15 protein-coding genes and 1 other RNA gene are annotated in these 20,109 nt (G+C 48.0%); 11 read left to right on the top strand and 5 right to left on the bottom strand.

The genetic code is table 11. The annotated features are described in order from the left end of the window. Positions 1-29: 29 nt before the first annotated feature. From AAA857_RS07130 to AAA857_RS07120, 3 genes are read left to right on the top strand one after another with little or no spacing between them, the layout of a single operon-like run. Positions 30-986 carry a choice-of-anchor V domain-containing protein gene (locus AAA857_RS07130; protein WP_338174261.1) on the top strand — a complete coding sequence of 319 codons (957 nt, stop codon included), beginning with the start codon at positions 30-32 and terminating at the stop codon, positions 984-986. Positions 987-995: 9 nt separating this feature from the next. Continuing rightward, the gene (locus AAA857_RS07125; protein WP_338174260.1) at positions 996-2,306 is read left to right on the top strand and encodes a twin-arginine translocase subunit TatC; all 1,311 of its coding nucleotides are present in this window, start codon (positions 996-998) and stop codon (positions 2,304-2,306) included. Positions 2,307-2,366: 60 nt separating this feature from the next. Next, a complete protein-coding gene (locus AAA857_RS07120; RefSeq protein WP_338174259.1) occupies positions 2,367-4,481 on the top strand; it encodes a M6 family metalloprotease domain-containing protein in 2,115 nt (704 codons plus the stop codon). On the opposite strand, the gene AAA857_RS07115 is transcribed toward AAA857_RS07120, so the two are convergent. Beyond that, complete coding sequence (locus tag AAA857_RS07115; protein WP_338174258.1) at positions 4,467-5,555, bottom strand: hypothetical protein; 1,089 nt, start codon at positions 5,553-5,555, stop codon at positions 4,467-4,469. The two genes, AAA857_RS07120 and AAA857_RS07115, sit on opposite strands and share 15 nt — an antisense overlap. A gap of 96 nt (positions 5,556-5,651) precedes the next feature. On the opposite strand from AAA857_RS07115, the gene AAA857_RS07110 reads away from it, so the two are divergent. From AAA857_RS07110 to AAA857_RS07100, 3 genes are read left to right on the top strand one after another with little or no spacing between them, the layout of a single operon-like run. Further along, positions 5,652-6,605 carry a hypothetical protein gene (locus AAA857_RS07110; protein ID WP_338174257.1) on the top strand — a complete coding sequence of 318 codons (954 nt, stop codon included), beginning with the start codon at positions 5,652-5,654 and terminating at the stop codon, positions 6,603-6,605. Positions 6,606-6,623: 18 nt separating this feature from the next. Next, positions 6,624-7,685, top strand: a complete 1,062-nt coding sequence (locus AAA857_RS07105; RefSeq protein ID WP_338174256.1) for a PfkB family carbohydrate kinase — start codon at positions 6,624-6,626, stop codon at positions 7,683-7,685. Positions 7,686-7,694: 9 nt separating this feature from the next. After that, positions 7,695-8,189, top strand: coding sequence for an archease (locus AAA857_RS07100; RefSeq protein ID WP_338174255.1), 495 nt, complete (start codon positions 7,695-7,697; stop codon positions 8,187-8,189). On the opposite strand, the gene ffs is transcribed toward AAA857_RS07100, so the two are convergent. The 3 genes from ffs to AAA857_RS07085 all read right to left on the bottom strand — a co-directional run bounded on the left by ffs (position 8,188) and on the right by AAA857_RS07085 (position 10,085). Then, positions 8,188-8,494, bottom strand: an RNA gene (gene ffs, locus AAA857_RS07095) — signal recognition particle sRNA. The two genes, AAA857_RS07100 and ffs, sit on opposite strands and share 2 nt — an antisense overlap. A gap of 42 nt (positions 8,495-8,536) precedes the next feature. Continuing rightward, positions 8,537-8,929, bottom strand: coding sequence for a cytochrome c maturation protein CcmE (locus AAA857_RS07090; protein ID WP_338174254.1), 393 nt, complete (start codon positions 8,927-8,929; stop codon positions 8,537-8,539). 34 nt (positions 8,930-8,963) lie between these two features. Continuing rightward, positions 8,964-10,085 (bottom strand): quinone-dependent dihydroorotate dehydrogenase, encoded by a 1,122-nt coding sequence (locus AAA857_RS07085; RefSeq protein ID WP_338174253.1) that lies wholly within the window; start codon positions 10,083-10,085, stop codon positions 8,964-8,966. A gap of 54 nt (positions 10,086-10,139) precedes the next feature. Here AAA857_RS07085 and AAA857_RS07080 point away from each other — a divergent pair, with 54 nt between their 5' ends. The 5 genes from AAA857_RS07080 (at position 10,140) to AAA857_RS07060 (ending at position 18,928) form a co-directional block, all read left to right on the top strand. Beyond that, positions 10,140-10,577, top strand: coding sequence for a hypothetical protein (locus tag AAA857_RS07080; protein WP_338174252.1), 438 nt, complete (start codon positions 10,140-10,142; stop codon positions 10,575-10,577). A gap of 100 nt (positions 10,578-10,677) precedes the next feature. Next, on the top strand, positions 10,678-13,425 hold the full coding sequence (locus AAA857_RS07075) for a DNA topoisomerase (RefSeq protein WP_338174251.1): 2,748 nt from the start codon (positions 10,678-10,680) through the stop codon (positions 13,423-13,425). A 57-nt stretch (positions 13,426-13,482) separates the two neighbouring features. Next, complete coding sequence (locus AAA857_RS07070; RefSeq protein WP_338174250.1) at positions 13,483-14,697, top strand: NAD(P)/FAD-dependent oxidoreductase; 1,215 nt, start codon at positions 13,483-13,485, stop codon at positions 14,695-14,697. Positions 14,698-14,706: 9 nt separating this feature from the next. Next, the gene (locus AAA857_RS07065) at positions 14,707-15,864 is read left to right on the top strand and encodes a hypothetical protein (RefSeq protein WP_338174249.1); all 1,158 of its coding nucleotides are present in this window, start codon (positions 14,707-14,709) and stop codon (positions 15,862-15,864) included. A gap of 25 nt (positions 15,865-15,889) precedes the next feature. Then, positions 15,890-18,928, top strand: a complete 3,039-nt coding sequence (locus AAA857_RS07060) for a peptide-N-glycosidase F-related protein (protein ID WP_338174248.1) — start codon at positions 15,890-15,892, stop codon at positions 18,926-18,928. Here AAA857_RS07060 and AAA857_RS07055 read toward each other — a convergent pair. Continuing rightward, entirely contained in the window at positions 18,915-20,108 is a 1,194-nt protein-coding gene (locus AAA857_RS07055; RefSeq protein ID WP_338174247.1) for a CofH family radical SAM protein, read from the bottom strand. The genes AAA857_RS07060 and AAA857_RS07055 overlap by 14 nt on opposite strands. Position 20,109: the final 1 nt, after the last annotated feature.

Genomic DNA, 20,109 nt, shown 5'->3' with positions numbered 1-20,109 from the left:
GGGCCGAGTGGAAAAAAACAGGTGAGTACATGCAACGACCGGTGCGCAACTTCTCCATCATGGTAATTATGGCTCTCATGCTTGCCGCACCAGTGCTTGGTAGCCCCAACGGACCCCCATGGGAAAACGGTGGCGGAATCATTGTTGAAACCGGCTGTACATGTCACGGAGGTGGAGCCCCTTCCACAGAAGTTGTGGTTTCTATTTCAGGTGTGCCTCGAGCATACAATGTGAGTCAAACCTATGAATTCACAATCAACCTGCAGCATGCATCAAACGAACTTGGCGGATATGTCCTTTATGATTACAATGCTGGAACCCTCACTGCTGGAGAAGGAAGCCAACAAGATCCAGACGAACCCGGTGCGCTATCCCAGTCTGAACCCGGTAACGATTGGGTCGTGACATGGACGGCTCCAAGCGAAGACATTGGTTCGGTGAACTTCCAACTTGTCGGGAACGCTGTGAATGGAAACGGGAACTTTGACGAAGGTGACAAATGGAACATTCTCTCCTTCATCATCAGCGAACCTGGTGCAGCAGAAGTTGTGACCGACGAAGATGTTTCACTAAGAACCATCAGCGTTGGCGATTACGATGCTCTGTTCGTTGCCGAAGAAAACCCTGAAGCGCTTGAAGCTGAACGTCAAGAAGGAATCGCTGACGAATTCTTTACCAACGGTAATCTCTACTATTGGACCACACTTTCCTTAATCATCATTGCAGCCGTAATCCAAGGAGAATTCTACGAACGTAGATTCTCAGGCGGACCGCCTCACCTTGACCGCAGTCTTGCTGTGCCTCAAGGTGTTCGTCGAGGAGCCGTCGCAGCAGGTCTTGGATTGCTCTTTGCTTATCTTGTAGACAATTCCGAACCTTGGGGCTATTCCCTGGTTGTAGGAATGCTTACCCTTTGGGCCATCTTTGGTGTTTACCGAACAATTGTTCAATCACGAGCACCCAAGCAATATACAGACCTCGTATGAGTTGGAACAATGTCCATTCTCCTTGAATCGGACGCAAATACACCCGTACAGTCGCATTTTGACGAACTTACGTTTCGTACTACCGTTGTATTCCTGAGCGTGGCCGTGCTCTCGCTCGCATGGCTGTTTGTCATCGATAGTGTTCTCGCTAATCTTCTTGATCACCTTCAGCCCTGCCCAGATGCTTGTTTGAACGTTTACGAACCTGCGGAATGGAGTGTCGTCCGCTGGTTAACCGCAATCGTTCTCGGAATATTGAGCGCTCTTCCATTGGTGGTTCATCATTTCCTTCAGTTTGCAAAACCAGGACTTTTGCCTGGTGAATATCGGGCTTTGCGCAGGTGGTGTTGGGGTGGAACGTTCGGTGTTGCTTTACTTTCTGCGGGATTGTTGGGGTGGTTGTTTCCTTGGGTATATGATGCAGGTCATCAGCACCATCTCTCGGCCAACCTCGTTGCACAATACAATGCAGTTGATATTTTGCTCTATGCTGTCTTGAGCGTTTGGATGTTGATGATATTTACCTTTACATGGATGTCACTTGTCTTTTTGGGAAAGGGGGGCTTACTCAACCAACAAACTGCTGAATTTTGGCGTTGGCGAATTTATGGTCTTGGTACGCTCCTGCTCTTGCTTTCTGTGCCGGAGCACAGTACCGGGTTTGGATTGTTATTGCTCCTTATCTATTGGTCCAGTTCAGAAGCCATCGGTTCACGTTGGTTGGCGATGGATCCGAGTCACTTTGGAATTTCCAAAACACGCTTGGACCATGAGGGCAGAAAGCGGCGAATTCTCATTGCAGATTGTTCTTGCTTGGGAGCAAATGCGCACTATGGAGTGAATCCAATTGACGGATATAGCATGATGAGGTTCGCAGGGATCTGTGAATCCAAAACAGACAGGAATCGTTTGATGGAACATGTCCTTAGCAACAGAATTTCGGATGTCATCGTTACTGGCTGCGACGGTGTACCATGTCCAAAGCGATTGAAGGATAATTTCAATGCGCTCGGTACGAGCCTTCGTGGCTTTGACCTGATGGGGCTACAAAATCATCGACCAGGAATCCCCTTGCGGCCACAATTGGATTTTGAGTTGAGCCTTGTATCGCTTAACGACCCGTTTCCAGAACATGGCATGCCACGAAGACTCATTCACCTCATGAAAGAAAATTCCATATTACCACAGGAAATTTTATTGCGTGAAGATGGACCATTGGGCTGGTCAACGTTTGCGAAGGATGAAACCCTCCTTGTACGAATCGAGGCAGAATCGAAACAATGGAGCCCTTTGACCCGTCTTTTGTTGGACACTGCATAATCACTACAGCCCCACTCAGTAGCAACGAACGTTGAAACATAAGTTCCCCATGCGATAATCATGCAGCGATGGCTGACCCTTCTTGCTGCTGTTGCCTTCATCTCAATAGGTGGATGGAGTTTCATTAACGAAGATGTTGTTGACACGTGGATTATTGAGCGGAATTTTATCGAAAACTCAAGCACAGAAGAACTGGTTGGGCTTCAACAAAATGAATCTTGGTTGGTCCTAATTGTTGATTTTGAATCCAATCCTGCAAATGGTAATTGGGGGGCTGATGAGGCTCGTAATCTATTGAATACAAGTGCCTCTGATTACTTTCATCAAGTTTCCGGAAATCGGACTACGGTGAGCCTTACGGTATATCCAGAAGTGATTCGCGCTAACAATGATTTAGCATATTATGGAAGCGATTCATCAAATCGTGATGTTGACGCCGTTGGGAATTTCATGCCCAAAGAACTTGCACGAGAAGCCGTTGAATCCGTTTCTAAATCCATTGATTGGGAACCTTTTGACCTCAATGGGGACGGTACAGTTGACCGTTTGTTGATATTGCATACATCCAAGGGACAAGAAGAAAACCCTTCCATCAAGAATAGAATATGGAGTCATTTCACGCAATTCGACTCGTCGATTAATACGGGAAACGGACATTCAGTAGATCATTACACAATGGCGAGCCTCCAAACCGGAACAAGCGGTATCGGTACGATCATGCATGAAATGATGCATCAAATGGGGGCGGTTGATCTTTACCCAGTCCATGATGACTCGTCGTTTCAAGCCTGGAAAGGTTTGGGAGATTGGGACGTCATGGCGAGTGGAAATTGGAACGGAGGGGGTATGTGGCCTGCCCTCCCTAGTGGAGGAATTCTTGACATGATTGGAGCTAACCGCACCGTTGATCTTGATTTAACATGGCCAAATCAAAGCCCATCACCGTGCATTGGACCTACCGTGACACTGCAGGGAACCAGCGATTCGGGGGAAGTATTGATGGTTCCGATTGGCCCAGATGAATCCGTCTACATCGAACTTCGGACAGATTCGGGATACGATAACCGACTGCCAGGAACAGGAATTCTCGTGACTTACCTTGACAGGTCGGCAGGCGATATTGGCCGAAACGAGGTCAATACAAATCCTAAATTCCCTTATTTGATGGTCATTGAAGCTGACGGCCAACAAGACCTCGTTAGCGGAACCAATGAGGGCGAGCAAAGTGACTTGTTCATCAACGGTTCAAAATTTGGTGCTGAAGGTATTCAGATCCGGACTCATGACGGAATTTTGGTGGGATGGACTGCATCAATAACGGGAGATAATAATCAAAACATCACCTTCTCATCAACCAATTGTTCACCATCCTTTGTATTGGATTTACCAGATTACAGTGCCACTGTGTTACCAAATGCTACCATTCCGATTGACATTGATCATCCGGGACCGTGCACGAGTACCCTCATATCGTCCGATGGAAGAGTTGTTTCACTTGTGCAAGACACCGGAGACGAAGATGGGTTTTATCTGAAGTTTTCACAGTCAGGAATGGCGAATTCCTTAACGGTCATAGAAGGGCAGATTCAATGCGGTGAAGCGGGGAGTTATCATCTGCAATATCCGGTATTGACCCTTAACCGAATACCGATTCAATCCACGTTCAAAGGCAGCATCTCGTCAGAAGCAAATTCTACAATTTCCGTACCGGTTGATTCTATTGGGGAAAACAATCAACGTATTTCTGTTGAAATAGAAGGTCCGCTCTCTCGTATCGCTGAAGCAGAAGAATTCGTCATTCTCAGTTCTGACGGGCTATATACGCTTGAAATTCATCCCAACGGCCTACTTAGCGACAATATGTTGGTTCGTGGCGAACTTGTGTTAACAACAGAAGAAGGTGGAGAATGGGTCATCCCTGTTGAATTAAGTGCTTCGAGTGATGATGATGTATTGCTGTCTGAATGGCGAACGCCAGGCCGTGCCCTTGGACTCGCTGCTATACTGATCGGAATCTATCTCACCTTGGGGCTGCGTCCAAAACGTCCTTCTGGACAACCAAAAGAGCCAGCACCATTGGAGGCTGAACAGAATCAAGAAAGAATTGTTGCATCCGAAACCCTTGACCCGTGGGGAAGGCCAATCGACCAAATCAGCGATTCATATTCCGATTGAACGACGGATGTTGAGGAAACTCCAAGATGCTTCGTCAGGGATTGCGCAAAGCCACCGCTTATTCACGCCTTCAGCGAGTCGAACGGAAAGGCATACACCTTCCCAAGTCTCAGCAGCCATACCAACCGGTTGTACAAGCCACGGTGCGTGCTCAGTGTTGATTTCGGTTTCATAAACTCGCCATTTGCAGCCATATTTGAAGCCTGGCCGTAGCAGTAAGCGTTGTCCAGCGAGATGTTGATACAATGAATCTGAAGGGTCCTTATGTGCGAGAAACATGTATTCTTCTTCACGTAGGTACCTTCCTGAAAGATGTGGAATCCCAAATGCAGGCAACACCCATTTCAAGTCGTCTGAGATGAAATGGCCTCCTTCAATAGCAACTGCTTGGTTGAGAAGGCGTTTGAGCTGATGGTTTTCCTCTTTATCTAAATCAAGGGGAATTCGTTGATCACCCACTGGTAACTCATGGGACAACATGTATACCGTGAGATCCAATTCGTCATCCATGACGCACAATTCTGGCCGATGCCCCTGAGAAATAACGGTTTCAACCCAATTCTGAAGTTCATCCCAGTTGATTACATCATGTGTTCTTTGAAATCGAATTTGGCTAAAACCATCATGTTTCTTCCAAGATTCATGACGCTGCCAACGCACGGCCCATGTAGCGGGATGAAGGTTTGAATATCGGTCCTTAAGGTGCGATACAGGTACAACGAGTTCTCCTCCGTTTCTCATCACATCCATAACAATGACACGGGACAAAACAGATGGGTCAGCAGCAAGTTGTTCACCGAGCCAATCACCGTCCCCTGGAAGAGGTACATGTCGGTACCAATGTGAAAACATCACCTCTTCAACAGATAGAAGGATTCCTCCGTCTTTGGTCAATTGGCCCAGGGCACTTTTTTGATGAAGTCGTTGAGCAAGTGGAGACGGTAGGTACCATAGCCCATCCATCGCGGTTGGACGAGGGTGAGGTTTCGCAGGTGGGGCATTGGCTGACAACGATGAACCCAATGGACGGGTAGTACGAACCCTTGGCGTGTATGTCCGTTCCCCACGCCCCATGATTATCCCACCGACTGCCTCCATTTGATTTCGTCGCCTAGAACCGATTGTCCTATGTGCTACAACCGCGTGAGCAAAAACAAGCGGGGTGAGAAGATGGTTGATGGCTACTTAGGAACCCTCACGACCGAACAACGTTCGCTCTTACATTTGCTCAATCAACGGTTGCCCAGTGGAGGCTGGGAAGCCCCAGCGGTTCTGACACAAGCAGGAATCTCTGCCGCCGTTCATGTCCAACGAAAGCATATTCCCAGAACCCTAAAACGAATGGAAAAAAATGGGCTTCTCAATGTTGAACAGCGTCACATACCCGGTGGAAAACAACGTAAACGTGTCTACACGCTCACCGACACTGGAACTCAACGGGCAGAAGAACTTCGGGAACAGTTCCTCAACAAGATCGTGACTCATGAGTCACAAGAGGTGAAACTCGGCTCATTGTGGGATACAACATCGCCTCTTCTTGAATTGCTTTCTCACGTTGATGAAGGAATGAACTTCTTTCAAGATGCTCTCGTATCCCCCGTATCCAACCCAGAAGGCATGGCCTCTCTGGATGCTCAATATGGAGAAGAATTGGTTCGCCGAATGTTTGCAAGGGCGTGGGAAGACGGAAAAATCACCAGGGATGAACAATCATTACTCAATGAAGTCGTAGAATTCTTAGGGATGCATCCAGAGCGTGCCCGCAGACTTTCGAACGAGGCAAGGAAACAACTCAAAATCCCACCACCTGAAGAAGTCTACTTTGACATGATATTACAGGCCCTTGATGACGGAGAAATATTGTCGGAAGAAGTCGCATTGCTTGACACCTTTCGAATTGCATTTGGAATTGATTCCGTCACCCATAACTCATTATTGGATCGAGCCCGAAACATGCCCGTTGTTTCAGAACACTACTCAACCTATGCTGAAGCCGTAAAAACAGCGCTTAAGGATAAAATCATCACGATGGACGAGCATGCCATTCTTCTAACATTGAGAAACCAATTGAACATATCAGAATCTGAACACGACCAAATCATGAAGGATTTGAAAGGACAATAATCGCTTGGAGTGAATGCTATGGGAATGACTGACGAAGAAGCGATGCTCCACGATGTACTATCGGACCTCAAGGGCCACTTGCGTTCTGACGATGATGCAAAGATTGTTCTAATCGGCGACGTGATGATGGATTGCTACATTCACGGCTATGCGAATAACCTCAATTCACGTGCCCCAGTCCCCGTATTGAGAGAAACATCCAGAGAAGAGGACGTCGGTGCTGCGGCGCACGTCGCAAGGGGACTGAAGTCCATGGGCATGACAAGCCATCTCTTCGGTGTCGTTGGTGACGATTCAGCAGGGCTGAGCATTATTGAATTGCTGGAGGCAGAAGGTGTTTCCACTGATGGTATTGCCATCATTGAAGACCGAATCACAACGGTGAAAACACGCATGCTGGCATCAAGAGAAAGTCTCATTCAGGAAGAACAACTTCTCCTTCGTTGGGATATTGAAGAAGACGCTCCAGTACCTCTTGATGCGTCAGAGGCACTCTACGAGCAGGCTGTGACAGATTTGGAGGGTGCGTCTGCACTCATTGTTTCTGATTATGGTCAAGGCGTCGTCACGGACCAAGGGTCAGAACTACTGTTTTCTAAAGCCAAAGAGATGGGATTGCCTGTGATTGCAGACCCTAAACTTACGGGGTTGCATCGCACTGAAGGCGTGGATTGGATTTTGTTTCAACATCAAGGTCTGGAACTTATGCGCCGCAGAGTTGGAGCATCAACTGGTGCTGAAGCCGCTGAAAAATTGATTCAACAGTACAATTGGAATCACGTCGTTGTCTTGTCCGGTGAGGCTGGAGTCACCATATACTCCAGGGACTACGATACCGTTCATGCACCCTGCGGACTTGTAGATTTGAGGCAGATGATTGGACTCATTGATGCGGCTGCTGTAGCCATTGCATTCTCATTATCAAGAAACCTTGACGTGCAATCTACTGCCTTGCTCGCAAATGCAGCGTGTGAATGTATTCTTGCAGCTGAACGAACCGACTCGTTCGTACTAAGTCGAGAGGATTTAATCCATCGAATTGGTGAACAAGTTTGGAATTTACAGGTATCCAAACGCTGAGGTGATTTCGTGAGTGCATGGCCATGGCCAACGACTGCTGATGTTGCCCTGAGAGCATTTGCCCCATCCTACGAATCTCTACTCATAGAATCGGCATTAGGGGTACAGACCTTATTGGCCTCACCAGAAGGAAATATTGCAGCACCAAATCAGATTCGCCATTATGGTGAATGGCAAATTCAATGCAAGCACTCGCCCCATGACAAAAGCATGCTATTGGTGACATGGTTAGAAGAAGTCCTTTATCGACAAGAGATACACAATCAATGGTTTCTTGACGGCGCTGTAAAGATTGAACAACATGATTCAGGACTTACGGCAATCGTCCAAGTCACATGGGTGCAAGCCGACCTCATTGAACGAGAGTTGGAAATTAAGGCCGTCACAACACACAAACTTGCAGTGGAGCGAGTGGCTGAGGGAGCAACCCTTCAACCACCTGATCCAGATGTACCAGAATTTCAAGGACCTGGCTGGTACTGTGATGTCGTGTTTGACATATGAGTGGGAGTGCCTAGGGTGGACGCTCGTTCAACGAGGCCAAGTCCGCAAGCTTCCTCCATCCCGGCACCCCACAGCACCCATGGCTCCGGGTAGGGCTGCTCCGTTCCCGGCCTGACCTAATCCCCCGGTTATTCAGTTCCCGTTTCCTTCCGGATACGGTTCATGACACCCGAGTCATGTGGGGGCGAGACATCAACGTCCGCCTACGGGAACCTCAAAGCCGCTCTCGCCGCCCCAAGGCGTTCAGTCCACCATAACGACGCTTTGTGGTACAGGGTACGCCGAGCTCCCCACCTATCCCATCGGGCCCTGCTGCCCAGCCTATATGAAATCAGCGTCAGAGAAGATTATTCCAAATCTGCTTCCTCTTCATATTTGGAAGGGCATGAAGTCTTAATCGTGCTGGCATCTAAGACGTAGGTTCCATCCTCAAACAAGAGTACTCCTTCAGCATACACCGTACGATTATCTCCTAAACCGTTTGAAACAGCAGCATCCGTGTATCGTATCTGGAGCGTGTATGAATCACCCTCCAAAGTAAATACCATCGTACCGTTATCGATACTGCCATCGAGTACTTCTCCACGAACTGCGACTTCATCACCGACGTGAGAATCAGGATCAACCATAATCTCGTCAACGGTTCGGGTCGGAACAGGGGCTTGGACGAGTACGGTGGCGAGCAGACCCAAGGTCACAATGGCTCCAACGGCCATAATTCGGGTTCGCCTTGACCACATGTATCTTTCACCTCTATCTCCCTTAGAAACCCTTTCAAAGTGACCTTGTTCCAGATCCCACCGCTTCGTTCACCGTTGAAAACTCTTGCAGGACAAGATGTTTATGGATTCCATGAACGACGGATTTTGTTAATGATGGTCCCTCAAAAACAAATCCGCTGTATGCTTGAACCAAAGAAGCCCCTGCTCTAATCTTCTCCCATGCATCGTCTGCAGACATGACGCCTCCAACTCCAACAATGGGCCATTCACCCTTTGTCATTTTGCTAACAATACGGATCATCTCGGTTGAACGGTTCAATAAAGGCCGGCCACTCAAACCTCCAGTCTCAGCAAAAATTGAATCTTCCTTGGCCGTTTTACCCTCTGGCCGGACCAGCGTAGTGTTTGAAAGAACGATCCCCGCTGCCCCACTCGAACGTGCAGTTATGACGACATGCTCGAGTTGTTGATCGGTTAAATCAGGCGCCACCTTGACAAGAATTGGTTTCTCTGTCCCTGCAGGTGCTAAGTCCTGGTTGACGTTGTGACAGGACTCCAAAATACGCATCAAACCTTCATCGTTTTGAAGTTCTCGGAGATTGGGCGTATTAGGAGAGGAAACGTTGACAACAAAGACGTCTGTATAATCCCAAAGCGCACGCATTGTTGCTCCATAATCCTCATGTGCCTCATCCAGTGGTGTGATTTTGGACTTACCAAGATTGACCCATAGTGGGACCTTTGGAGCACCATATTTGGCGAAGTGTTGGGCTAAATTAATGGAGATTTGTTCTGAACCTTCGTTATTGAAACCCATTCTGTTAACGAGAGCTTGTGTGGCGTCCGCACGGAACATTCTTGGTTTTGGATTTCCTTCTTGACGGTGTTGTGTCACACCGCCAATCTCGATGAATGCAAGACCTGTGGACTCCCAGCCACGCAACGCAATAGCATTCTTGTCCATACCTGCCGCCAGTCCAAAGGGATGGGAATAAACAGTTCCAAACACCTCAACTGGGACGGTTTTACGCGGTTTATACGCTAAACGAAGTGCAGAACGAGTCAGTGGGTTATTCGAAAAGAGTCTCAGCAACTTGAGGCTCCGGAGGTGAGCCCGTTCGGAATCTTGGAATTTGAGCAATGGTCGCCCAAACCAACGGTAGAACACGCCCATGTTGGGGACTCAAGGACACCATCTTTCAAGACTTGCCTCTTGTTGGACCAAATCATGCGAATCACCGACCCAGCATGGCCTGCTGTTCAAGAAGCGGCCAGGATGATGCTGAGAGAGGATGTTGCTTCCATAATGGCGCCAAAAGAATTCCATGACGCACTGCGGGAACTTGTTCTCAAAATGGGGGATTCTATGGCTGCACGACAACAGTTCCCGATGGTAGCCAATGTTGAGCAGGACGTCGTCATGATCACACCTCGTGTTCAATCCGAACCAAACCCCAAGATGTATTGCGGACTCGAGAACATGACACAATACCCGGAGACATTGTGGATTCCTCATGCTGCAAGTGCACTCATGGAAACACTGATTCAAACCATGCATGATTTGTTGGAAGCGGGCTATCCCGGGTGCCTTGGATGCGGCGGGCCCGGTGCTGAAGAAGCGTGGGATGAAACCGCTAGCCGAAAGCGAATGAATCTGGAATCTTGACTCCAAACCAGTGATGAAATGTATCATTTCATGCACGTGAAAGCAGCCATTGAAATGGTAAAGGAGGGTTCAAGTATGGTCGTCGGCGGCCCTATTCCATATGTCTATTGTCATCATTGCCGAGAAGCCAAGTGTTGCACAAGACTTAGCCAACGTACTCGGCGTCGGTAAAAAGACAGACACACACTGGGAAAGTGATGATATCATCATCACATGGGCCATCGGTCACCTGCTCCAACTCAAATACATGGACGACTACGATGCTGCGTTCAAAGATTGGCGAAAGACCATCGACCGCCTTCCATACGTCCCAGAATCGTTTGAGTACAAGCCAATCGGCGGTCGAAGCCGGTCTCAACTTTCGGCCATCATGAAATTGATCAAGAATAAATCGGTCACAGAGATTGTTAACGCCTGTGATGCTGCACGGGAAGGGGAATTGATTTTCCGGACGATTGTCCAACATTCCAAGGTCAAAACTCCAGTGTCACGAATGTGGATGCAATCAATGACGTATGATGCCATGAACACCGCTTTTGAAAATCGGAAACCGGGTGCGGAATACCAAGCGCTCAGCGATGCAGCATATTCCCGTAGTTATGCAGATTGGATCATTGGAATGAACGGTTCCCGTGTCGCCAATACCTACCTTCCTCGTAAAAAGAGCGAAAAGGCACCCAATTCCCTCGGACGAGTGCAAACCGCAACCCTAGCCCTCATTGTTGACCATGAACTCAAGGTTCTCTCCCACATCCCAATGCCATTCTGGCAACTGAGTGGAACCTTCAGTGCCGGTGATGCGACGTGGACTGCACGATGGGAACGAAACGGACACAAAGATGACCCACTCCAACCTGAAAAGAAAGCTCACCGCATAACCGAAGCCTCTGAGAAAGCAGAAATCGAGAAGGCACTCGCATCGGGGGCCTCCGTGAACACGTCAGAAAAGGACAGGACCAAGAAAGAACAACCCCCTCTCAATTTTGACCTAACCAACCTCCAGAAGCGTGCTAACGGTTTGTGGTCGTGGTCGGCAAAGCGAACGTTGGGCGTTGCTCAAGATTTGTATGATAAGTTCAAATTGACGACCTACCCTCGAACAGACTCTCGCTACCTTCCAGAAGACATGCATGAAACGGTTGCGAAAACCCTTGACAAACTGTCTGCGCAAACGGCCTATTCACCTCATACCAAGCGATTGGCGAAAGACGGTCTGAAGAATGCTGGCCGGAATTACAACAACAGCAAAGTGAGCGACCACTACGCCATCATACCAACTGGTCAGGAGCCATCCGCATCCTTGTCGGGAGACCATTTGAAACTCTATGATTTGATCGTGAGGAACTTCCTCGCATCGTGGCACCCACCGTCTGAATGGAAGGTTACTAAGCGTACAGCAGAGCTTGCAGGACATGTGTTCCATAAGGAAGTAGAAACGCTTGAAGTTCCTGGATGGAGAAATGTGGTTTCAAAGAAGAACAACGTGCCGGATGGCTGGGGCAACCTACCGGGAAACCCGTGCGTTTCAACATTGGATTCACACGAATTTTCTGAAGAAAAATCTAAGCCTAAAAACAGACTCAAGGAAGCAAGTCTCCTGCAACTTATGGAGCATGCAGGCAAGCATATTGAAGACGATGAACTCGCTGATGCGATGAAAGAAAAGGGGCTTGGAACACCTGCAACACGAGCAGATACCATTGAGAAACTGATCGACCGAAATTACATTCGCCGCTCTCGTAATGGAACCATCAGTGCCGCCTCCCATGGTATTCGTATGATTGACGTCTTGCGAAGAATCCCCGTAGAGTGGATCACTTCTCCAGAACTCACAGGAGAAATGGAAGCCTCACTTATTGCGGTTCAACGTGGACAAGAACCCATGACCATTTACATGGATAAAATCGTTGACCGTACCCGAGAGATGGTTGAAAAAATTCGTGACCATGACCGTTCCACACTCTACCTCTCTGAAGAACCAGTTGGGCAGTGCCCAGCCTGCCAGGGGAATGTATTGGAGAACACCCTAGCATACCAATGCGAACAGAATGAAGGGCGGGACAAAGGGTGTGCTTTCGTATTCTGGAAGGACACATCCGGTCGCTGGTTTGACCGCACAACTGCTTCAAGACTTCTTTCTGATAAGAAATTGGAAGACCTCCACGGATTTTTCAGTCAAAGAGGCGAGGGCTACGAAACCACGGTGGAACTGAAGAATGATGGCAGAGTTGCATCTAAAGGAAGCGGTGAATCAACTTCAAGTTCTAGCGATGCTGAACTTTGCCCGTGTCCAGTATGTGACCACGGGACCATTCGGGTCACGGAACTTAACTATGCATGTGACCACGACGAGTGTTCCTTCAGAGGACTTCAAAAGGAAATGTGCAAGCGACCAATCTCGCAAGAAGAAGCACTCACCATATTCAAAAACGGAAAGTCAGAACTTCTGGATGATTTTACATCAAAACGTAATCGACCGTTCAGTGCCTTCTTGGTTCTTCAGAAAAATCGTGTGGCCTTTGACTTCCCACCTCGCGGTGCACCTGCTGATGCCAAGAAATTCGAAATCGCCCCTGGTGTTGTAGGCATCTGTCCAAAGCACAAGGCCAACATCGTTGAAACCGAAACACACTATACTACGGAAGATTCCAGTACACAGTGCAAAATTCACATCTTGCGGGCTATGTCAAAGCGGGACATCTCTCGAGAAGAAGCTAAAACACTGGTGGAAGCGAAAGAAGTAGGTCCCTTTGAAGACTTCATCTCCAAGAAAACGGGCAACCCCTTCACATCAATCCTTTATCTGAGGAAAAATGAAACGGTTGCTTATAAATTCGCTAAAAAGTGAACCAATCCACACAATCCTGTGGTAAGATTCAAGCGAGGGGCGCGATGACAATTCACCATGGAAGAGCACCAGTTCGATGTTGTCATCGTGGGTGCTGGACCAATCGGAGGACGAGCAGCAACCTTACTCGCCGGTGAAGGATTGCGCGTTCTGATGATCGAAGAACACAATGAAATCGGTCGTCCATTCCAATGCGCCGGTCTCGTCACACCGTCCGCGATGAATGCCGTTGGTGTTCATGAAACCGTACTTGAAGAAGTGGATGGTGCCTTAATCCACGGACCAAGTGGTACTTTGGTACCCGTAGGAACAGAAGGAACGCTACGAACATACGTTGTATGCCGAAAGCGATTTGATCAAGCCGTTGTTCAACAAGGAATCGAAGCTGGCGCCCATATATGGGTCAATACAGTTCCGACAGCCGTTGAGGTATTCCCAACCCACTGCCAACTTCAAGTCAAGAGAAATGGAACGCTTCACCAAATACGCACAAAATTGCTCATTGGGGCAGACGGAGCCCACAGTTGGACCAGACGAACGTTCAAGATGGGCCACCCCAAGGAACTGATGATAGGTTTCCAAACCGAAGTTGTTGGTTACAAGGGCCGAGATCGATGGCTCGAAATGTACAGCGGTTCAGAGATCGCACCGGGATTTTTTGCATGGGTTATCCCGTCAGGATTTGGAACCCATAGAATCGGTATATGGTCAACTGCTAAACATCTTGCAGGACGGAGCATTGAATCGTGTTACGATGATTTGCTCCATCACCCCTTATGGAAGGAACGTTTTGAAGATGTTAAAGAAGTTGCAAGATATTGTGGGCCAGTGCCCTCTGGAATGGTGAAGAAACCTGTCAAAGACCGAGTGATCCTACTGGGAGATGCAGCAGGAATGGCCAAACCTACGACAGGTGGGGGAATAGGCCCTGGGTTCCACCAGATTCAATCCATTCTTCAGCCACTCACAAAAGCCATTCAAGAGGATAACCTTTCCCAGGCTCATCTTCGAAGCATCACCAAGAAATCTTGGGACGCTATGAAAAAGGAACAGGACCGAGCACGAGCGCTTCGTAATTTGTTGGTTAGCGATTGCACAGATGATGCATTGGACAAGCATTTTGCTAACTTTTCGCACCCCGATACATTGCAACTCATCAATGAGATCGGTGATATCGAAAAACCTGTTCCCCTCGGTATGGCCCTACTAAAAAACGTCCCAGCATTTCGTAAATTAGCCCTGCGTGCTGGTGTTAAATTATTGCTTTCTTGAGGTGTTGTTGTGTCTGATTTGATCGAAGAGCAACGCATCAGATACCCTCCATTTGAGCCGAACCGATGGCGCCCCGAAGCGCTTCCAATAGCCGAACATCTCGTCACCATAGGGTCGTTTGATAGCAAGGACCTTGCGTTAGAGGAACTCCTTTCACACTGTCCGACGTTTAAATTGGGTGAGGAAGATTCATGGATGATTGAACGACGATACAGATACGAAGGTGAAATTCTTAGCACCGTGCAAGATGAACCTTGGTTGGAATCTAATAAGTTTCCAAGAATCGTAAAACGACAACGTAGAGGATGGTACTTGATCCCCAATCCGATCCACAACATTTTGAGGAGATTCATCAATTCCGTCGTCATAGTTCTCCTGTTGAGTCTTGCTTACCTCACAATTTCACCACTTTTGATGTTCTTTGGCGTACCTGTCTATGGATTGGAAAGTGTACGTTGGGGGCTGCTTGATTATCCAATTCTCGCAACAGTGGTTGTACCGCTTCTTTTTGCACCCCTCCTCATTCGTGTTCTCGCAAATCTAATTGAACTCCGACGACAAAACACCTTTCTTCGGCGTAATTTGGAATTTCCTGACATCCAGTTTATGAAGACCAGCGTTTCAAATGAACATTTGTCAATTGACCTCAAATTCCCAGAATGGGATGCTGGATGGAGACATGCAGATGTCACCTGGCGCGTTGGGATCCTCCCCCCCGCCCGTGAATCGTTACTCGAAACCCTTGGTCGTAGTACGCTACGTCAACCACCACCTGGACTCTCAACAGAACTCCCTCATCATTGGGAAGCAGGACTTGACGATGGCACTGCAGGTGGTGAAGACGCCCCCATGGAGTTGCAACAAGTGAAGGGTGGCCTTTACCTACGCCCAATGCGAATCATGGCTCAAGGAAGCGTTCAACGTTGGAAGGAGGGGGAAACCATTGAATTGTCCCCTCCTGAACCGTTTTGGCCAGGAACGGTCAGCAGTCCATTGCTCCGAATCCATTGGGAATGTATCGTTCGTATTGAGCGTGAAAAAGGTGGGGCATTGTTGTGGGTGCAACCATTGAAGGTTGCTCATCATTCCTCGACCGAATTGAATTTGAGAACCCTACCGTTGCATGATGGGCGTTCTGAGTCCGACGTCATTTCATCAACACATTGATGGACGGAAAGGTACTCCAAGCGTCATGGACAAGCACCGTCTATCCGCCATATTTTTTGTATCACTGATGTTGATCTCGGGATGCCTAAGTGGAGCAGAACCCGAACCAATCATTGAGGAAGAGGTCATCAATACCTACGAAATCAAGGCATCATGGGCACTTGCACCCGCTACCATAACCATGGGAGAGGTCGCCACCTTTCTCGTTAATGTAGAACGAATCGGTGCTGGTGAGTTTGATGTCACGCCATCTGTTCTTTCTCCGACATTCTCCTCCGTCCAAGAACTCACATGGGTTCAACAAACAGACGGGTACAAGTTATCCTTCCCCACTGAATCTGTTGGTGATTATATTATTCGGTTAACATTCACCAACATTGGAGAAAGTTCAATGGTACCGGAAATTGAATCTCTTGTTCACCTTCTTGAAGTCATTGAGCCAGTTGAAGAGGCTCCGATCATTACGGCTCCAGCCCGTATTGTATTGGAACAACCCGATGTACTATGGTTTGAGGGTTCAGTTGAACATGACAGCCCTACAACCTGTTTGCTAACCTACACCATCAATGACGGCACTACAGGTTCTTTGGGATTGACTCCTGATTTTACCTGGAAGAAACTCATGGACTTTACTGATTCAACTGAAACTCTTACGATAACAACCCATGCGGTCTGCGGTCAATTCACCCAACTGAGTGACACATTCGTGACTCAGGTCGTGATTGAAGGAGCTGGAGATGACGAGGATGGAGATGGAATACCAACGGTTGACGACAACTGCCCACAAGGAATTGGAAAAGATGAGGGATGGGTGTCAAACGAGGCGACAGATGGTGACCGAGATGGATGCAAAGACAGCAGTGAAGACGAAGATGATGACAACGATGGAATCCTTGACGCCCATGATCAATGCCCTGGTTCCTATGGCTGGTTGAGTACACCTAGCGCAGATTATGATTCCGATGGATGCCATGATGCTGATGAAGACATGGATGACGATGGAGACGGTGTATTGGACGCCGACGATCGGTGTCCCGTTGGACTGCTTGGATGGTCATCAAATGATTACAGTGATTGGGACGGAGATGGATGTTCTGACCTCGATGAAGATGATAATGATGACAACGATGACTTTGTTGATATCAACGACCAGTGTCCCAAAGGTACCATTCTTTGGCAGACAAATTCAACCTCCGACTGGGACCAAGACGGATGCAATGATTCTACAGAGGACACCGACGATGATAACGATGGCGTTAACGATGTGAATTCAACCGGTGCAACATTGGATTTGTGCCCGCAAACTCCTCTTAATTCTACAACGGTAAACGAAGTGGGATGTGCTGCAGTTCAGCGAGATACAGATCAAGACGGGATTAACGATGAAGCCGACCAATGCGAGGGAACCCCGTCCGGCTTGAATGTTAACACGGTCGGATGTGCTGACCTTGATGGAGACGGAGTGTTTGCAAACGTTGACCTCTGCCCGCAATCCCCCGAACGCTGGACCGTCGATACACTCGGGTGTGCGGTCGTTCAAATTCCAGTGAATTGGACCAGTGCATCGGCCTTGAGCGGACCGATGCAAACCGTCCCTAACTTTTCATTTCCTACATTAAGCGGAACATACAGTTTCCAAAACGAATGGAGCGGGCAAGATGTGTACATGTTCATGTTCAAGTATACCGATTCAAGCGGGTCTTCAAATTCAGCGACGTGGGGTCAAAACCCAGGTAAGTTCATCCGCAATCTGCCTGAAAACATGCACCTTTTCTATGGTTCATTCGACAACTCATATCACAATGATGTCATTCAACAGCGCAGCAGTGTTCTTGCGGGCCTAACTGCAACCGAAGAAGAACAATGGAACGACAGAATACACTACATCGACGTTGATGCAAGCAATCTTGGAGGTGGCTTAGGCCAAATGATTTCATCCTTTAACAACCCGTTTTTCATGGGAATTGACAGATTTCAACTCTCCCGGGAAACGGGGTCCCTGTATGCATGGACATCTCAATCAAATGACCCGTTTCATCTGTCCCATGAGCCCAATCAATGGGTCGCAGAATTCCCTGTGAAAATCCGTGAACAAGACCCGGGTGTTCACGCCATTGATGTTCTTGATTTTCAACGCCATACCGGTGGCTGGGGTGGAGGATTCTCTTCTTTTACGAATTCTACCTTTGATTTACCAGATGATATTTCGACTTATGACACGTTGGAAGTGTATCACGAACATGCTTGTTATGAACGGAAGAATCGATACCAAAACTCTGACCAAAGTTATGGAGGATGTCACGAATGGGATTATTTAGCAAACCTCTACATTTGCGATGCAAGCAATTCATCAAAGTGCAACACGGAAATCATGAGGTGGATCACTACCTATGGCCGAGAAGGACAATGGCTCACTGATATTTCTCCATATTTGTTCATGATTAACGATGGAGAAGAACGTCGTTTCAAGTACGGAGGGGCAAATAAAGGGGACTTGACCGTTACCTTCCTGTTCAGTAATTGGGGAAGCGGTGAACGGGCAATCAATGCAACCTATGCATTCAGTGGCGGGCAGTTTGACGGGACCTATAACAACGAGTCCAGATACGACCGACAGCTCAATTTCACCACGCCTTCATGGGCGACAAAAGTGGAAATCGTAGCCACCATCACTGGCCATGGTTTTGGAAAGGATAACGCCAATTGTGCCGAATTCTGTGACCATCAACATTACTACACGATGGGGTCAAACCAAATTCATGAATGGCATCCTATCGTTTACAGTAACGAAGGTTGTGAAAATGAGGTTCGTAACGGTGTAGTCGCGAACCAATTTGGCTCATGGCCATTTGGAAGGGCAGGATGGTGTGCCGGTCAAGACGTGAAACAATGGACATACGACATTACCGATTGGGTGGACAACAGTACAGATAACAACAACCACTTGGTCTACAGGGGCTATTACAACGGCCAAGAATACGTGCCGTCAGACGGTGTTGGTAACGGTCAACGAAACATTCGTGCCGTGATATGGGTCGTATACTACGGACCTACGACATCTTAGATGCATCCGGTGTGGGTGCTGCCATCACGTTGGGATCCACGGCAACAAGGGTCGTATTCAACGCCAGATAATCACTGTCTCTACGTTGTGGGATAAAGCCTGCTCTCCGGATGGAGTCTTGAAGTTCAATTTCGGAGGCTTCCAATTTCTTTGTTCCAGATGCCGATACAACATTTTCTTCCATCATTGTTGAACCAGCATCGTCAGCTCCTCCAAGTAGGGCCATTTGTGAAATTGCGAGACCCATGGTGGGCCACGATGCTTGGATGTGTTCGATGCTATCCAGATAAAGTCGGGAAATCGCAATGTGGCGAAGGTATTCAGTTGATCCTGCACCAAGGGTGTGTTTGTTTTGGCCCTTGTTGCGCTTTCCAAAGGTGTTTGTCTCCAGTTGAACTGGCCACGCAATAAACGAAGTGAACCCTTTACCATAGTGTTGCAATGAAGCATCCTGGAGTTCTCGAATTCGGGCCATGTGTTCAACGCGCTGAGCCATTGATTCTCCAAAACCTATGACGTTTGTTGCACTGGTGGTGAGTCCCAACGATTGGGCTTCCTCCATGACCCTTAACCAATTTGAAGGGTGTCCTTTTTTGGGGGAAACATCGCTACGAACATTTTCAACCAACATTTCTGCCCCACCGCCAGGAAGACCGTGCATTCCAGCTCTTTTCAAGAGTGTAAGAACTTCGAGCGTAGACATCTCTGATACCTCGGCAATGCCTTCAATTTCAATAGGACTAAAGCAATCCAAATGAATGGTCGGGTGTTGTTTGCACAAGTGAGCAATCAGGTCTGTGTACCATTTGAAAGGCAAATCTGGATTGACTCCTCCTTGCATTAAGATACGAACTCCACCAATGGCTTCAAGTTCGATAATGCGATTGGAGATTTCTTCAAAGGTTTGAGTGTAGGTTTCTTCGTGACCAGGCGGTCGATAGAATGAACAAAATTGACAATTGATTGTACAGACATTCGTGTAGTTGATATTACGGTCGATGAGATACGTGACCTTCCCTTCAGGATGCATCGCTAGTCTTCGTCGGTGAGCTGCCTGCATAAGAGCATGCAACGGTGCAGTCTCATAGAGCAACGTTGCTTCTTCTTCTGTTAAACGGAGTTGGTTAGCATTCGCAGGTGTCCAATCCTGCTGCCGCTCCAGTACCACCGACCAGTTCATA

The organism is Candidatus Poseidonia alphae (assembly GCF_943787815.1).
Classification (GTDB): domain Archaea; phylum Thermoplasmatota; class Poseidoniia; order Poseidoniales; family Poseidoniaceae; genus Poseidonia; species Poseidonia alphae.
The sequence above is the reverse complement of the archived record's forward strand: the minus strand, read 5'-3'. Positions and strand labels throughout refer to the sequence as shown.

Excerpts from the sequence above, each read along its gene's own strand:
- AAA857_RS07060 (WP_338174248.1), top strand. The coding sequence starts at position 15,890 with ATGGACAAGCACCGTCTATCCGCCATATTTTTTGTATCACTGATGTTG.
- AAA857_RS07080 (WP_338174252.1), top strand. The coding sequence starts at position 10,140 with ATGCGAATCACCGACCCAGCATGGCCTGCTGTTCAAGAAGCGGCCAGG.
- AAA857_RS07075 (WP_338174251.1), top strand. The coding sequence starts at position 10,678 with ATGTCTATTGTCATCATTGCCGAGAAGCCAAGTGTTGCACAAGACTTA.
- AAA857_RS07085 (WP_338174253.1), bottom strand. The coding sequence starts at position 10,085 with ATGGGCGTGTTCTACCGTTGGTTTGGGCGACCATTGCTCAAATTCCAA.
- AAA857_RS07130 (WP_338174261.1), top strand. The coding sequence starts at position 30 with ATGCAACGACCGGTGCGCAACTTCTCCATCATGGTAATTATGGCTCTC.
- AAA857_RS07115 (WP_338174258.1), bottom strand. The coding sequence starts at position 5,555 with ATGGGGCGTGGGGAACGGACATACACGCCAAGGGTTCGTACTACCCGT.
- AAA857_RS07105 (WP_338174256.1), top strand. The coding sequence starts at position 6,624 with ATGGGAATGACTGACGAAGAAGCGATGCTCCACGATGTACTATCGGAC.
- AAA857_RS07070 (WP_338174250.1), top strand. The coding sequence starts at position 13,483 with ATGGAAGAGCACCAGTTCGATGTTGTCATCGTGGGTGCTGGACCAATC.
- AAA857_RS07110 (WP_338174257.1), top strand. The coding sequence starts at position 5,652 with ATGGTTGATGGCTACTTAGGAACCCTCACGACCGAACAACGTTCGCTC.
- AAA857_RS07090 (WP_338174254.1), bottom strand. The coding sequence starts at position 8,929 with ATGTGGTCAAGGCGAACCCGAATTATGGCCGTTGGAGCCATTGTGACC.
- AAA857_RS07125 (WP_338174260.1), top strand. The coding sequence starts at position 996 with ATGTCCATTCTCCTTGAATCGGACGCAAATACACCCGTACAGTCGCAT.
- AAA857_RS07120 (WP_338174259.1), top strand. The coding sequence starts at position 2,367 with ATGCAGCGATGGCTGACCCTTCTTGCTGCTGTTGCCTTCATCTCAATA.
- AAA857_RS07055 (WP_338174247.1), bottom strand. The coding sequence starts at position 20,108 with ATGAACTGGTCGGTGGTACTGGAGCGGCAGCAGGATTGGACACCTGCG.